Below are 14,384 nucleotides of genomic sequence, written 5' to 3' on the forward strand. Positions count from 1 at the left end.
CCAGCGGTGCCGATGGGGGTTAGGTCTCAGGGTGCATCTACGATTCAGGACTTTGCCCGCTACTAGCCTAGGATGCCCTCGTCAGTGGGGGTGGTAGCAGGGGTAAGCTATTTAGCGTAAATGGAATTTCACATCTGCCCCTGGCGATCGCTGAGGGCGTTTTATTGGTTACTGTCGCTGCCGCACTACTGCTCCCCAGCATCTTGGCCATAACCCCTCGTAACCATCCAAATGGGTCTTGGTCTGTGGAGCGGTAGCAGAGGGCATATCGAGACTGTACCGCCAGTCAAATCGCTAACCCAATTGATGAGTGGGGTTTAGGAGGATTTAGCCCCGACAGCGATGGCGTAATGTCTAAACGGTTCGGGAGCGCGGCCCTCCGAGGCGTAGCCACCGCCTGGGCCTTGCCCATTTGCCGCCCAATGACACCTAGAGAATGGGTATTCAGCAGGGGCCTTGTACCATTTGCCGGCCAAGACCGCCATACAACTCCATACTGGGGAAGGGTGGGATCGCAAGGGTGAGGCGCGATCGGCCAGATGGCTTAGGGTGGTGCTTTAGCTAAAGTCGTGGATGAGATCGCGGTGGCCACCTGAAATGTGACCAATTTCGGGTGAAGCTATGGAGGAGTCGTAAGGATAGCAAGCGGTGCCCCGAAAACCTAAGGCAGAGAAGCAGCGAGAGGATATCGAGAGGGTAGCCCTTGAGCTTTATCACAACCGGCTACTGCTAAGTCAACCAGGGAACGAACACAGCGACTGGGCGAAGGCCGAGAAGATTGTCCGCAACCCAATCAGAACGATGCTATTTGTAAGCCATCGCCCGCTCATTAAGCTCAAGCAACCTACCCAACAAGCCTTTAAATTCCTGGCATGGGACACCCCGAGGTGGTTCCTATTCTCCTTACCCCAGATGGAATGGATGAAGCTACTAGCGGTTCCTCTGGTTATAGCCGCTGCCGGTAGCATTATTACCGGACACATTCAAAGGGAAGCTAATCAAAATGCAGTTCTCAAAGCGTACTTTGACAAGCTTGAGGATCTTACATTTACGCGAAAACTTTTAACTGAAACACCTGATGAGGGTGCCATCGTCCTAGCTCGGGGGCGAACGGTGGCGGCACTTCGTGAACTAGACCATGTTAGAAAAACGCAACTCATTGCTTTTCTGGCAGCTTCAGACATATCACGGATAAAAGAAGAGTCAGCAGAACCCGTGATTAGCTTTAAAGGGCAAAATCTGTCTGACCTAGATCTTCATGGAATAAACCTATCTAACGTGGATTTTCAATCCAGCAATCTAGACAGAGCCAACCTCCAAGGGGCGACCCTGGTTAGCACCAACCTCCAAGGGGCGTTCCTGGCCAGAGCCAACCTCCAAGGGGCAACCCTAGACAGCGCCAATCTCCAAGGGGCGACCCTGGTTAGCACCAACCTCCAAGGGGTGTTCCTGGCCAGAGCTAACCTCCAAGGGGCGACCCTAGACAGCGCTAACTTTCAACGGGCGACCCTAGACAGCGCCAACCTCCAATGGGCGACCCTAGACAGCGCCGACCTTCAAGAGGCGTCCCTGTACAACGCCAACCTCCAATGGGCGTTCCTGGCCAGCGCCAATCTCCAAGAGGCGACCCTGGCCAGCGCCAACCTCCAATGGGCGTTCCTGGCCAGCGCCAACCTCGAAGGGGCGAACCTAGACAGAGCCAACCTCGAAGGAGCGAACCTGGTCAGAGCCAACCTCGAAGGGGCAAACCTGGTCAGAGCCAACCTCGAAGGAGCAAAGTTCCTAACCCAAGAGCAGCTCACGACGGCTAAGCTCTGCCAAACTACCCTGCCGGAGGGCATCGCCCTTAACCCCAACCGCGACTGCCAAGAACTGGGGATTGATCCATAAACGGAAGAGTGGGCCGACCCATGAGGAAGCCTTGCACCTACTCGACATACCGCGCCGTCATGCTGATGCTGCTATGCGAGGTGAGCGGTGCGACGACATCTTTGAGAAAAAATGGGCACCCGTGATCCTCGTAGCATCCGCCTCCACTGAGTTGTTAGCGCTACCAGGAGTGATGTTGGGTCTCATTCTTCGACCCACTTTACAGCAAGCTCGATCGCACCGGGTAACTAATGAAAGAAGCTGATGGCCCAGTAGGGGGGTACCAGCCCAGCAAACCAAACGCCTCCCCCTAAGGTTTGAGATCTGACAGATTCGTAAAGATCTGCTACCAAAAATTTATGAAAGGGGGAAAAATGATATTTTCAATGAACAAGTTAATACATTGATGTGCAAAACAATTGTCTCCTTGGCCCTCGCTCCTACAATCTTTCTTTATCCACGATAGCTGGCCGCTGAACTCTTTCTGAATTAATCATCTTTACATATTGAGTCTCTGCAAAGCTTTTTCATGCATAGGAAAACCACGCAGAGATTCATCACAATTGACATCATGTTCAAGCATACGTTCAATACATTAAAGATTTGAGGTAAGAATGGCAACAATCCAGGAACTCGTATCGATTGGGGCGCCACTCTTTGGGGCTGTTCTTGGTGGCCCTCCTGGACTCGCCGCTGGGGCGATTAGTCTGATAATCAATGCCTTGGGCCTTCCGAGCAATTACTCGGTGCAGGACATAACCAAGGAGGTTCAAGCTGATCCCGAGGCGGCAAGCAGGCTCAGAGAACTTGAATTAAATAATCAGCAATATCTACTCGGTCTCAAGCTTCAGATAGAGCAAGCCGAACATGCTGATAGGGCTAACGCACGTGCACGCGAAGTTGCCATAACAAATGCTACGGGCTCAAGGGATTGGTTTGCTGCAGGTTTAGGTGTCTTCGTTGTTCTGGCCTTCACACTGGTACTCTGCTCAATGATCTTTAGACCAACAAGATCGGAGTCGCAAAGAGATCCTAATACGTCAGCCCTTATCAACATATTAGTAGGAGCCTTGACTGCAGGATATAGTACAGTTTTAAGCTACTACTTCGGTTCGTCTTCAGGCAGTAAAAACAAAGATGAAACCATAGCTTTATTAACTCAGCCACCCGAATCGCGAAGCACTCAAGTAGAACCACCTCCGCCCTCTCCCCCCTTAATAATCCCATCCACAGCATCTACAGTCCCACGTAAGACATGGAGGGATGAGTAAGAATGTCGATACAATGCATCTCCTTCTCTTAATTGTCATTTTTTCAAATTCACCGTCTCCAATTGATTCTATGAGGCCAGTTACTCCCGATCTGTGACGACCTATCGTTCCTCTGGCTCAACAACATACTTAGAGGGTTGAAAGATGAGTTCTAACTTCGATTTGGACTTAGCGATTGATCAGGCCTGCGATCGGGCACAACAATTTCTTGACAAACTACGCAAGGACAAGCCGAGGGATGGCGATCCGCGTATAGGAGACGTGCGGTTGTTGGATACTTTTCTTCGCCAGCTTCCAATTACTCCACTACCCGATCGACCATTAAGGGCCATGCCTCTTAAAGGTCTAGGCCTCGGCAATGTCCAGCCAGGGGATGATTTCGATTTGAACTTGGCGATTGATCAGGCCTGCGATCGGGCACAACAATTTCTTGACCAACTACGCAAGAATAAGCCGAAGGATGGCGATCCGCGTATGGGAGACGTGCGATTGTTGGATGCCTTTCTTCGTCAGATTCCAATACTTCCACTACCCGATCGACCAAGAGGGGACATGCCTCTTAAAGGTCTAGGATATGGCAATGTCCAGCCAGGAGATTCCGGATCGGTTCTGCAAGCACTTAAACCTCTACTTGAGTTTATTTACTCAGGTGAAGGTGGCTACGACTCCTATAACCGAGGTAGAGCAGGAGATTCACCTGGCGGATGGCGTGGTGGGCTTCAAAAACTCACGATTGCTGAAATCATGCAGTTGCAGAAAGATAAAAAGGTCTATGCCGTTGGTGCCGCCCAGTTCATCCCTACGACCTTGCCAATTGCACTAAAGGATTCCGAATTGACGGAAAAAGATCTTTTCAACGCTGAGAATCAGGATCGTTTAGCAATAGCCCTACTACTCGGTAGTAAACGGCCTAAATTGGCGGCTTACCTGAAGGGTAAGAACAACGATCTGGATGAGGCACAGATTGAATTAGCCGAAGAGTGGGCCTCAGTGCCGATGCCCGATGGTAGGGGACGTTATGATGGTGATTCTGCAGGAAACAGGGCTACCCAAAAGGTGCATGAGGTACGTAAAGCATTAGAGAATGCACGGAATGCTTTGCGGGATTTCAACAATAAAAACAATAATAAGAAGCCCGATCACGGGTCTAGAGAAACACCGAAAAAGCCAAGTATTGAAAAGTTTATCGAAAGCCCAAACTTCAGTAGTCGCGCTGGTGCTGGCATTGATTCAATTGTTCTTCACTATACAACGGCAAGCAATGTTCAAAGTACGATAAATCATTTTCTTAATCCAGCCCCACCTTGTCCAGCAGATCCTAGAAAAAAATGTCCTGTATCTGCTCACTACATCATTGACAAAAATGGTGATATTTATCAAATGGTAAGAGATACTGATAAAGCCTGGCATGCAGGAAATTTTAATCTTAAAAGTATTGGCATTGAGCATGTGGCTAAGAAAGGCGATAAATTTACCCAAGCTCAAGAAAAATCATCAATTGCCTTGATACGCTGGTTAATGACCGAATACAAAATCCCTGCTGCTAATATTTTGGCTCACAAAGAAGCTCCAGGAAATACAACTCGATGTCCGGGAGAATTATTCGGAGATGATGGAAGTAGTTCAAAACTAAAGATGTTCAATGCTTGGGTTGCCAAACATTTTGAACGTCCCATGACTCCTGGTGATGATGCAGATAAGGTTAATGAAGACACTCGCAGTATCTATATTGTAAAACCGGGGGATACATTCTTTCGGATTGCTACTATCCACGGTATGTCAGTTGACGAACTGAAAGCACTTAATCCAAATATCTCAGAAATTGACAAAATATTTCCTGGGCAAACCATCATTGTTTCTACTTCATCTAGTGATGCTGCAAGCGATGATGGAAATATTGGTTTTGATTTCAAGATTGCAGAAAAATTCATTTCAGCAGAGGCCGGTACTCACCAATTCTTTTCAAATCCCATTTTGGGTGCTGGTAAGATTACAGGTGGGTTTATGGAGTTGTCATCCGCTCATAGTAAAAAAGGAGAACTGAAAGCTATTTATTTAGATAATTCGTTGAAAACTTTGCCGCCCGCCAATCGAAATATCGGTATAGACTACGTGATTAATGATTCTCAAGTTAGGGCTTGGTATGCTGGCACGGTGACTCAACGCGGTGTTGAGAAAGGATATGGAAACCGGGTTCATATTCTATTAGATATTGAGTTTAACTTTGAGGGAGTCAGTTATGCTATTTATCAAGCGTATGCTCATCTTCGTTCAATATCTGTCAGCCGTGGAGAAAAGATTAACCAAGGGCAAACGATTGGCGTTATGGGTGGCTCCTCTACTAAGTTCCGGGAGGGGAAGCTAGTCCTAGTTCAAGACGCATATCCTCTACATGTAGATTTAGATACTTACATCCGCAAAAATGGTGAGCGTATTTCCATCAATCCTCAACTCATTGATAAGCAGTTAGGTTGAACTGTTTAGTTATATTTGAAGACAGCTCGATCGCCATCGGACAATAGCTTGTTAACAGGCGATAGGAGCTGTAAGGGCACTGGTCTGTTAAGAGGAGATGCATCGAAACCCTCTTATGCAAAGGATTTCCTGAGTTGATAAGGGTCTAGAGCATAGACCTATCGCCATGGCTGGAGTAGTGCGTTTCTTTAACCCCCAATGCGATCTGACCCAGTTGTGAATGATTCGCTGCGCATCTAAGGCTCTTTGCAAGGCCACTCGTGTCTTGGCGTACAAGTTTTGACGCCGACGATAGGCGCTACACCGTCGCCTCAGAGCGGCATTTTGAGCCTCGTTATGATTGGCATGAACCTCCGCCGCTGGGCTGATGGCGGTAAACGGATGCTCCGTCTTGAGCCAGACGACACGACGTTGACCTTGAGACCCTTTGATCTTCACTGCCACTTCCAGTCCTTCTCGCCAGACTTTTCGAGTCAGGTAGCCACTTGGATAATCGCGACGCGCTAGACAGACGCTGGCCAAGTCCCACAACGCCTTGGCGTAGCATCGCTCACCGTCGGTGAACCACCGAATGTAAGGGCAGGCTTGAGCCCACCGCCAAGCTTGTTGGGTGCCTTGTTGGAACAGGATGGCATCCTTGTGTCCGGCATGAGCCGCTACCCAATAGCGACTGCTGCGTTCGATGAAATGAATCGTCCATCCTTCAGACCTCTCGGGGGGGAAGGTTCTCGGCAACGCGAGTGTACACTTCGTCGCCTTCTAGCGTGACATCACAACCCTCAAGCGCAGGCGGTGACCAAGCGTCCACCGTATCGGCGAGACGTTGTTCCCAGCGCAGAAGCGTGGAGTGTGATTTACCAAAGGACCGTGCCGTCGCTCGCACTCCCATCCCTTCGCTACGAACATTGAGCGCAAAGGCCACGACTGAGCTGGGGGCTCGTAATCGAGCCATTGGGGTACCTGTCCGTTCATTGAATTACTTGCCGCAATCTCGACAGCGATACCGCTGCATGAGAGTACCGTCTAAACGAGGCTCTCGACCGTTTTTGCTAACCTGTTGGCTCTGGCAGTGAGGACAATCCATCGCGTGACCTCGTTGCACTGCCAGTATTCTAGCTCTCATCGATTAACAGACCAGTGCCGTATGCTTTTATGGCGCAATTCAAGTGCTAAAGTTGCCCATCACCCGCCGCAGATTACCTCTGCATCACAACTGATAGGCTTTCCGTCAACCTAGCCTACAGCACGGGCGATTGCATCGGTGATGTCAGGTCTGCAATTATGCAAATTGATCGCTGAATGCAAATATCCGTGCTCAGTAGAAGATGGAGGATGTGCCCTAAGTTCTAGCCCACCGCGCTGCTTATATTAAAGGATTATCCTCTTAAATAGATTACGTTCTCCCTAGTTGTAATCTATTCGGATTCCATTTTGATCGAATGCCGTTGAATATGCTCCAGAATTACATGCTCAACGTCCTCAAATTTCTCCTGGACAAGGGTATGTCCTGCATCTAACTCAATCAAGGAATATTCCCCTTTCATATAAGCTTGGGTTGCTTCCACACCCGCCCGTGCCACGGCAATATCTTTATTGCCCCAGATCAGGCGCGTAGTCAACTTTATATCCCCATATGGAATTGGTATCTCACGATTGGCGCGATACCAATTCAAGGTGGCTTTGCGACCTTCAAACTTGCTAAAAATAGTTTGGTAGTCCACTATTTCTTCAGATTTAGATTTGGCCCAGAAGAGAACTGGCATGCTTGCAATGATGCCAAACGCCAATTCAGGAATGAAAGGAAGCTGGAAAAATCTCATGTACCAGCTTTTGCCTTTTTGCTCGGGGTCATTTTTTTTGGCCTGCTCAAAGGCTGCCATGTGTGGAATGGATAGCGCCGTCCAACTTTGGACGCGATCGGGATGCAGTTGCACAACAGTCCAGCCACATCCGGCACCCCAGTCGTGGGCTACGAGATGGAATTTTTTGAATCCAACCTGGTCTGCCAGCGCGATTACATCCGAGGCGATTTTATCGATCGCATACTCAGCTACCTCTGCGGGTCTAGCACCAGGGCTATACCCCCGCTGATCCGGCGCTAGACACCGATACCCCTTCGCCGCGAGAGAATGCATCACCTCTGTCCACATATGTGAGGTCTCAGGAAAACCGTGAAGTAACACCACGGGTTCGCCAGCATCGTCTATGCGACAGGTTCGGCACCGAAAGGTGTATCCATTCGCTTGCAATTCTCTGATCTCAATTGGAGCGGGTTCCATACTCAGCCTCTAATTTAGGTTCAGGTCATCACTGCGCCAACGTAGCTAGGCTGCATGACCCGTCGTGGCAGTTGCAGGGGGTAACGTGCGGCGAACCTTGCCCACCGTAATGAGAATATCTACGAGCATGTCTAGTGCTACCTCTTTGCCAGGACAGATGCGTTCGGCACTGTGATCGCCGACCGAGTGAAACCCCATATGAAAGGGACAGAGGTTTTCGCGATTAGCGTTGAATTCGTAGGTGGTAGAACCCCAAATACTCTCGTCCAATAACCCCAAACCAATTGGGATTAGAATATTGGTGCCTGCAGGAAAGGTCTGTGCCTTGCCTGCTATCGTTACGGTGAAAGCCTCGGTCGCAATCCGATGAGTGGCATTGACTGGAGCCCACAATCGGGCACATTCTAGGAGAAACAGCCGTACAGCATGGCGGTCTTCCAGGTCTAAGGTATCCCATTCTTGCGTGAGGTCAATATTGGCAGTTGTACGATCGCCATAAGCTGGAAGAGGTCGAAAGCCCATACTCGTATAAGCGATGTGGAGCGGGCCTTGCAGAGCAGCAATACTCATGATGGATGTCATCAGTTTTGCCAGTTCACGGCGCGTCATGTGGTTATATTCCGGTCGAGCCTCTTGAAAATTTGCCAACACGGGGGACTGCTCGTAAAGAGTTGCGACCTTCTCTATGAGGTCGGAAATATCCCCATGCCCCTTCAATTTCAATTGTTTTAGTAAACGACCCACCTTTGCTATGTAATGTGTCGGACCGAGGCGGGTGTAGTACAAATCGGTCAAATGGCGCATCGAGTCATCATCATCGGGGTTTAAGCCAAAGATGACGTAGTGCAGGTATCGAATCATAAACTGCATTAAACCCCGGTGTTCATCTGTGAAGAACGTGCCACCGGGACTGTGGGGCATTGCTTTGTAATCTGCCGCCAATTTTTCCAGCAATCCTCGGGCAATGGGATCTCGTTGACGGGCTGAGGCCGTCTCGTTGAGGAGATAATCCTGCATACATTTTTTGAATGCTGCATGGTCGGTGCTGCCACCCGCTGCTTGATCAGAGAGAGACAGGAGAAAAACGTTGCGTCCGCCAACATCTTGATTGGGAGAATGCTTGGCATCAAGTAATGTGGTGCCAAGCCGCCAAGTCCTTGCCTGGGGTGAGGTGAGCGCAATTTTCAACGTTTCAAAATCCCCTAACACGACTTGCCCGGAGCAGCAAAAGTTAGAACCAAATTTTTGTCGTTTGGAGTGTAGGTAAGTTGCATTGGTGGTAGCTAGTAAACCCTCAAATAAGCTAATTAACGGCAGGATAGTTTTACTCAGACCCTTTTCCGGATATTGAATGGCCCAAGTCTGAAAATTATTTAGAATGTTGTTCATTACCACGGCCAAATCTCCATAGCAATAAGAAATCAATCAAGTGCGGCTTCATTAGTGATGCTTTAAAGAATTTAGATGTTAATGCTCTGAGGAATTTTAGACGGGCGTAGAACATTGTATTCCGTCGAACGAGATTCATTCCTCGCAACAATTTCTAACTCGATAGCAAGAAGTTGTTTGTGGAATACTTTTAAGATGTCTTTCACACGATTATCAGAAAAGTATGAATCACCATAATTACCTAGCCTTGTGTAGTAGACTGACCCCAGCAAATAGGTCATATTCATTTGGCTTTCGGCCTGGCATAGGGGAGGCAACAAATCAAGATAGTCTTTCTCACTAATCCCTACCGTTGTCTTAGGTGCTTCTCGATAGCCAGCTAACGGCATATTTGGCATGTAAGTCATGAACGATGCCTGTGGAAAGTTGACCGCTGCATGGTTTGCACTGGCTGTAAAAATAATCAGAGTTACGGCTTCAATTAAGTAAGTTAAAGTTTGAATTCTTACTAAACCATCATCAGTTAATTTTTCTCCAATGCCTGTCATTTGACCACCATTAGGAGCTGTCAAGTCTTGAATCCAAGATTGAATTGCTGCATCGTTTTGCACAGAAGTATCATCAGTATAGAATAGACTTAAGTAGCTTGATACCCACTCAAGGATGGCATCCCAAATCAGTAGTCCATCGTCACGATAGGGATAGTTTGGCAAGCATTTAGAATCATCAACTCCCCGAGCTTTTAGAACCTTTGGTAAAGATGATTCATTGAAAGGATACGGATAGTCTTTCGCCCCTTTAACACTCAGCAATAGCGAAGACTTTAATGTTCCTGCTGCAACCTTATCAACGGTACCACCAGGATTCACAAGTCCTTTTACTGCCGAATCGTTAATAAATAAAGTGCCTTCGAAGTGGGGTCTTAATAGAGTACCTAAGGGATGAGTAACAGGAAGATTGCGATTGGTGGCAATCGCAATAGGTTCCATGCGTAAGTGTGTCCCACCCAAATGCGACACAAATTCGTGATAATTTCCATCGGCAATTTGCACTATCAACTTTGCCATTTGCCATGCCCACCGTTCTCCGAGAGATGAGCTGCTAGACGGCGCTAAAAAAATCGGATTCTCTGGGGAAGGATCTTGGTAGCACTGAATAGCAACAGGTACGAACCTACGATTGGGACAATCTCCAGGCTCAACCGCAAATAATGCAATCGGGTGATAAATATATTTTTGGACTGTATGATCTTCTATATCAACGGTTCCAGGAGCGATTTCACGCAGTACTTGATAATCTGTGATATATAGTCTGCTTTCAGCGAGCGCTTTCTGTAAAGAATCGTTAGAACCCATTACAGATTTATACTGGGCATCAGTCACTGGAAACTTATCTAATAGAGTGTACAAGCGTTCAATTACTAAAGGGTTTGGTCCAGCAATTCTTTGTGCTGCAAACGCCTTATCTTCTTGAGCTTGATAGGCAATAATGGGTAGATGAAGAACTTGGAATAAATCCTTGTAGTTCTTCAGGCCAATTGGTGATCTTAAGGCAATTAAAGGAATTCTTTCATCTCGCTTGGTTTTTTGGACAGGAGTAGATATTTTTTTGTTTTGAATCGTTTTAACATTTTCAGATATTAAGTGCTTCACTGCGAAAGTGTAGACTCTCCTAATCACCTTAGAATTTGTAACTAGGTTGGTAAATTTAATATCAAAGGCAAGCTTAAAAACAGAAAACATGTTTTGCTTGATAGCAAGCTCATACATTGATTGGTTAGAGCGAACTCGCAAAAGCAACGTAACAACTTGCTCAACCCAACCCCCTATTGTCAGAGAATTATCTTTCTTAAAGACGGATGAAACCATCGGATATTTTAGATCGGGATCCATGAGTGAATTTACAAAACGCTCATAGTCATACTCGTATTTCTGATCCGAAGGAAGATTTCGACCTTGTTCAACAGACGAGACACGAATCAAGCTCATAGATTTTCTCGAAAATGATTAAGATGATGATTATGGCATGTTCAAGGGAGCGCGAAGATGAGTGTTTATGCTTCTTAGTAGTGCAGAAATTTTTAAGTCTTGCGATAGACGTTCCAGACAGCCAAAACAGCGGATGAAAACTACTATCTTTGTTCAATCCCTTGAGAAATCCCAAACCTGCCGCCTCGAGAAAAATCCTTTGGTCAGAAGGGTTTCAGGAGTTTTCTGTACCACCAAGGTTCATGCATAATCTGTCACTTTCATGGAAGAAAATCTGTGATGCTCAAATCCCGTTTCTAAAATGACAGCATCTCTCACACGAAAATTTTTAGTACAAATATCCGACAACTGAGATGAATGTTTAAAAGATCGCGGTGTTGGGATTGAGCGTTGGACGTAGCACGTCAGCATAGAGTTTGACCCATTCCCTCTGACCAAGTCTCTTACCCGGTAATCGAGATGAGCGCCTGTGCTGTGACCTGTACTGCCAGTGGTAGCGAATTGCTTACCGCTGCTGTGGCTTCCAAGTGTGCAGCTGGCCAAGTGTAGCTGGAAGTGTTTCTCATTGCCCACAGTATAAAGCCACAAAGTAGTGAAGCTGAGATTTGGGGCAATTTAGTTCATTTGTATTGATTGGATAGCTGCCCCAGGCCACAAAGCAGCATCACAGCCTCTTTTGGCAACTCTTTCATGAATACAGGTGTGGGGTAAGCCAGATCGGCTAATTGCGCGTGCAGGCAACTAGTCAACCCACAAGCCTTCAGCAGGTTAAGGCCATTGAGCATTTGGCTTGATCGATAGTCACCTCAGCTACCTCCCAGCAGTGTCACGCTGTCTATTCAAAGTCGATATTTCCGGAAACAGGTTGATTGCAGGCGGTCTAGAATTCCCGGTCAGCGGCTGCAAGAAAGTTAGCTTTGAGACCAGTAGCTTCTTTACAGTCAGCTGAACCGAGATTGTTGAACCGCTATTATCTTTTTGGTTTTAATACCTCTACCGCCTTAATCGAGAAGACTAGCGAATTCCCCAATCTACAAATAGGTCACGTGGATCATAAAGGCGTAACAGCCTAACCAGTTCTTTAAGACCATTTAAACCATCTAGGGGGCATACACACCCAGCACTTCCTGGGAAACCGCTTTTATTGCGGTCCTGATGAAAGCCAAAAGCATCACGAGGCTTAGGATCACGAAACGTCTTGATGATAGGGACAAAGACTGGACCAATCCCATTCGTTTCATGAGCGTGGTCTTTGCTGTAGTCATCTCTAGCTCCTGCCCACATAATATCGCCAATCGTGTAGCGACCTTGCGGGAGAGGTTCAAGATTTCCTGCTTTATCAAGGGGATCTTCAGGAACTCTAAAGTTTTGACGACCAGGGGCACCTGAGATTACTTTGAGTGAAGCAGCTACATTTCCTTGAGGGCTGATAAACTCAAGCAGCAATTCCTCAAGGCTAGAGTAAGCTGTCCTTCCAGTCCTTGTAAGACGACAGTAGAATGTGTTCAGTTTGGGATCTATGCGCTTTCGAGCCTGAGTTAGTACAGCAGTCAGTACCCCTTTGGTAGTAGGTCCAAACTTTCCAGTTACTTGAACTTTATGGTCTCCCTGAAACCATGCGACAGCATCTCTAGTAACAGAGTTATATGCTCCAGGTTGAGTGCCCGCTTCAAGATATCCCAGTTCTGCCAATGCACAGTTCAGGATATAGCAATCTTTACCCGTATTACCTTCTTCTAGAAGGCGGTCAATTATCAGAGGAAGTTCGGGAGATTCCCAGTTTTGGTCGGCAAAGACCGTGTTCGATACAGCGCTACTAGTGCCTGGGAATCCGTCCCTCCGAAATAAAGCTTCTTCATTATTGCGACGAGTCACTAATCCTGGAAGAACCCTGCCACCGCCGTTAATCCAACGGTCAAATTCACTAGCGGCTCCCTCATAGTCTCCACCATTCAACTTCTTGAGAAGCGTCGAAGTCTTCAAGCCCTTGTCATGAGGTCCAACATTAAATGCAAATGACACAAGTGCATCAAACATTCCTTGTGTAAGGGTAACGGTGCATAAGCTATTGACGGCACTCGCTATGTTTTCTACTTCTTTTGCCAGCCAGTCTTCCGCTTCCTTTACAGTGATGATGTCGCCAAGCTTTACAGCTCTGTTCTCAGCGATGTTGAAGATTGAGCCATAACCTATTGTTGGAATTTTAGCGGGATCAAGGTAAGCTTCAATTTTCCCGTTTGCTCTCTTGCGGTGCAGACCTTCTGATTCTTTGATGAGATCAAAACAATCCTGACTAGGTTTCATATGCAGATCCTTTTAGTGGATAAAATGTCTAAATGTCAATTTTTTATGCCTGCTGTTTAATACACTCTTGCTTGCTAATCTCCGGAAAATTTTGGTTAATCTTAATGTCCATTACACTCAATGATTCAGCAGTACACTCCGTTAAGAACATGCGATTAGTTCTTTTATAGTGGCTTTCGCTACGCCCTACTAACAGGAGGACTAGCGGTCTAACGTTCCCGGTCAGCAGTTGCTACCACCTTTGCAACACCACAAGTGGCTTCGGTCAATCCGCTGCACCGGGGTTGTTAGACTGCCATAATTGTGAAAGTAACCGTTAACCTTTTAAGAGCAACTGAAGTGTGAACTAGTTACTGTAGCCTCCAACGTTGATCTGTAGTCCTACCTTGGAACGGATCTCGACCAGAAAACTCACAATCAAAGAGTTGCAGCTTAGCTGCGTTGTTAGTCCCTGGGATTCCATCTACATCAATGCACTTCCCAGATAGTGTGTTCCTGATAAATCCGCCACTGGTTAATTCCCAACGTTGATCCGTAGTCCTACCTTGAAACGGATCTCGACCAGAAAATTCACAATCAAAGAGTTGCAGCTTAGCTGCGTTGTTAGTCCCTGGGATTCCATCTACATCAATGCACTTCCCAGATAGTGTGTTCCTGATAAATCCGTCACTGGTTAATTCCCAACGTTGATCCGTAGTCCTACCTTGAAACGGATCTCGACCAGAAAATTCACAATCAAAGAGTTGCAGCTTAGCTGCGTTGTTAGTCCCTGGGATTCCATCTACATCAATGCACTTCCCAGATAGTGT

Annotated in this window: 7 protein-coding genes and 1 pseudogene; 3 read left to right on the forward strand and 5 right to left on the reverse strand. The window is 47.1% G+C overall.

The genetic code is table 11. The features are described 5' to 3' along the window. The first annotated feature begins 921 nt into the window (after positions 1 to 921). The 3 genes from H6F75_RS28370 to H6F75_RS27595 all read left to right on the forward strand — a co-directional run bounded on the left by H6F75_RS28370 (position 922) and on the right by H6F75_RS27595 (position 5,615). Entirely contained in the window at positions 922 to 1,890 is a 969-nt protein-coding gene (locus tag H6F75_RS28370; protein WP_242020402.1) for a pentapeptide repeat-containing protein, read from the forward strand. A 593-nt stretch (positions 1,891 to 2,483) separates the two neighbouring features. Next, on the forward strand, positions 2,484 to 3,140 hold the full coding sequence (locus H6F75_RS27590; protein WP_190756589.1) for a hypothetical protein: 657 nt from the start codon (positions 2,484 to 2,486) through the stop codon (positions 3,138 to 3,140). 144 nt (positions 3,141 to 3,284) lie between these two features. Further along, positions 3,285 to 5,615 (forward strand): N-acetylmuramoyl-L-alanine amidase, encoded by a 2,331-nt coding sequence (locus H6F75_RS27595; protein WP_190756591.1) that lies wholly within the window; start codon positions 3,285 to 3,287, stop codon positions 5,613 to 5,615. An 87-nt stretch (positions 5,616 to 5,702) separates the two neighbouring features. On the opposite strand, the pseudogene H6F75_RS27600 reads toward H6F75_RS27595, so the two are convergent. The 5 genes and pseudogenes from H6F75_RS27600 to H6F75_RS27620 form a co-directional block, all read right to left on the reverse strand. Beyond that, positions 5,703 to 6,699 (reverse strand): annotated as a pseudogene (locus H6F75_RS27600) (IS1 family transposase). A 331-nt stretch (positions 6,700 to 7,030) separates the two neighbouring features. Then, positions 7,031 to 7,894 (reverse strand): alpha/beta fold hydrolase, encoded by an 864-nt coding sequence (locus tag H6F75_RS27605; protein WP_190756593.1) that lies wholly within the window; start codon positions 7,892 to 7,894, stop codon positions 7,031 to 7,033. 45 nt (positions 7,895 to 7,939) lie between these two features. Continuing rightward, positions 7,940 to 9,283, reverse strand: coding sequence for a cytochrome 450 (locus tag H6F75_RS27610; protein WP_190756595.1), 1,344 nt, complete (start codon positions 9,281 to 9,283; stop codon positions 7,940 to 7,942). A gap of 71 nt (positions 9,284 to 9,354) precedes the next feature. Further along, positions 9,355 to 11,271: a lipoxygenase family protein gene (locus H6F75_RS27615; protein WP_190756597.1), complete on the reverse strand. Its 1,917-nt coding sequence runs from the start codon at positions 11,269 to 11,271 to the stop codon at positions 9,355 to 9,357. A 1,014-nt stretch (positions 11,272 to 12,285) separates the two neighbouring features. Beyond that, positions 12,286 to 13,575, reverse strand: a complete 1,290-nt coding sequence (locus H6F75_RS27620) for a glycoside hydrolase family protein (RefSeq protein WP_190756599.1) — start codon at positions 13,573 to 13,575, stop codon at positions 12,286 to 12,288. Between the last annotated feature and the right edge of the window lie 809 nt (positions 13,576 to 14,384).

This window comes from Nodosilinea sp. FACHB-131, from assembly GCF_014695395.1.
Classification (GTDB): Bacteria; Cyanobacteriota; Cyanobacteriia; order Phormidesmidales; family Phormidesmidaceae; genus Nodosilinea.

Coding starts and splice junctions, on each gene's coding strand:
- H6F75_RS28370 (WP_242020402.1), top strand. CDS start 922: ATGAAGCTACTAGCGGTTCCTCTGGTTATAGCCGCTGCCGGTAGCATT.
- H6F75_RS27590 (WP_190756589.1), top strand. CDS start 2,484: ATGGCAACAATCCAGGAACTCGTATCGATTGGGGCGCCACTCTTTGGG.
- H6F75_RS27595 (WP_190756591.1), top strand. CDS start 3,285: ATGAGTTCTAACTTCGATTTGGACTTAGCGATTGATCAGGCCTGCGAT.
- H6F75_RS27605 (WP_190756593.1), bottom strand. CDS start 7,894: ATGGAACCCGCTCCAATTGAGATCAGAGAATTGCAAGCGAATGGATAC.
- H6F75_RS27610 (WP_190756595.1), bottom strand. CDS start 9,283: ATGAACAACATTCTAAATAATTTTCAGACTTGGGCCATTCAATATCCG.
- H6F75_RS27615 (WP_190756597.1), bottom strand. CDS start 11,271: ATGAGCTTGATTCGTGTCTCGTCTGTTGAACAAGGTCGAAATCTTCCT.
- H6F75_RS27620 (WP_190756599.1), bottom strand. CDS start 13,575: ATGAAACCTAGTCAGGATTGTTTTGATCTCATCAAAGAATCAGAAGGT.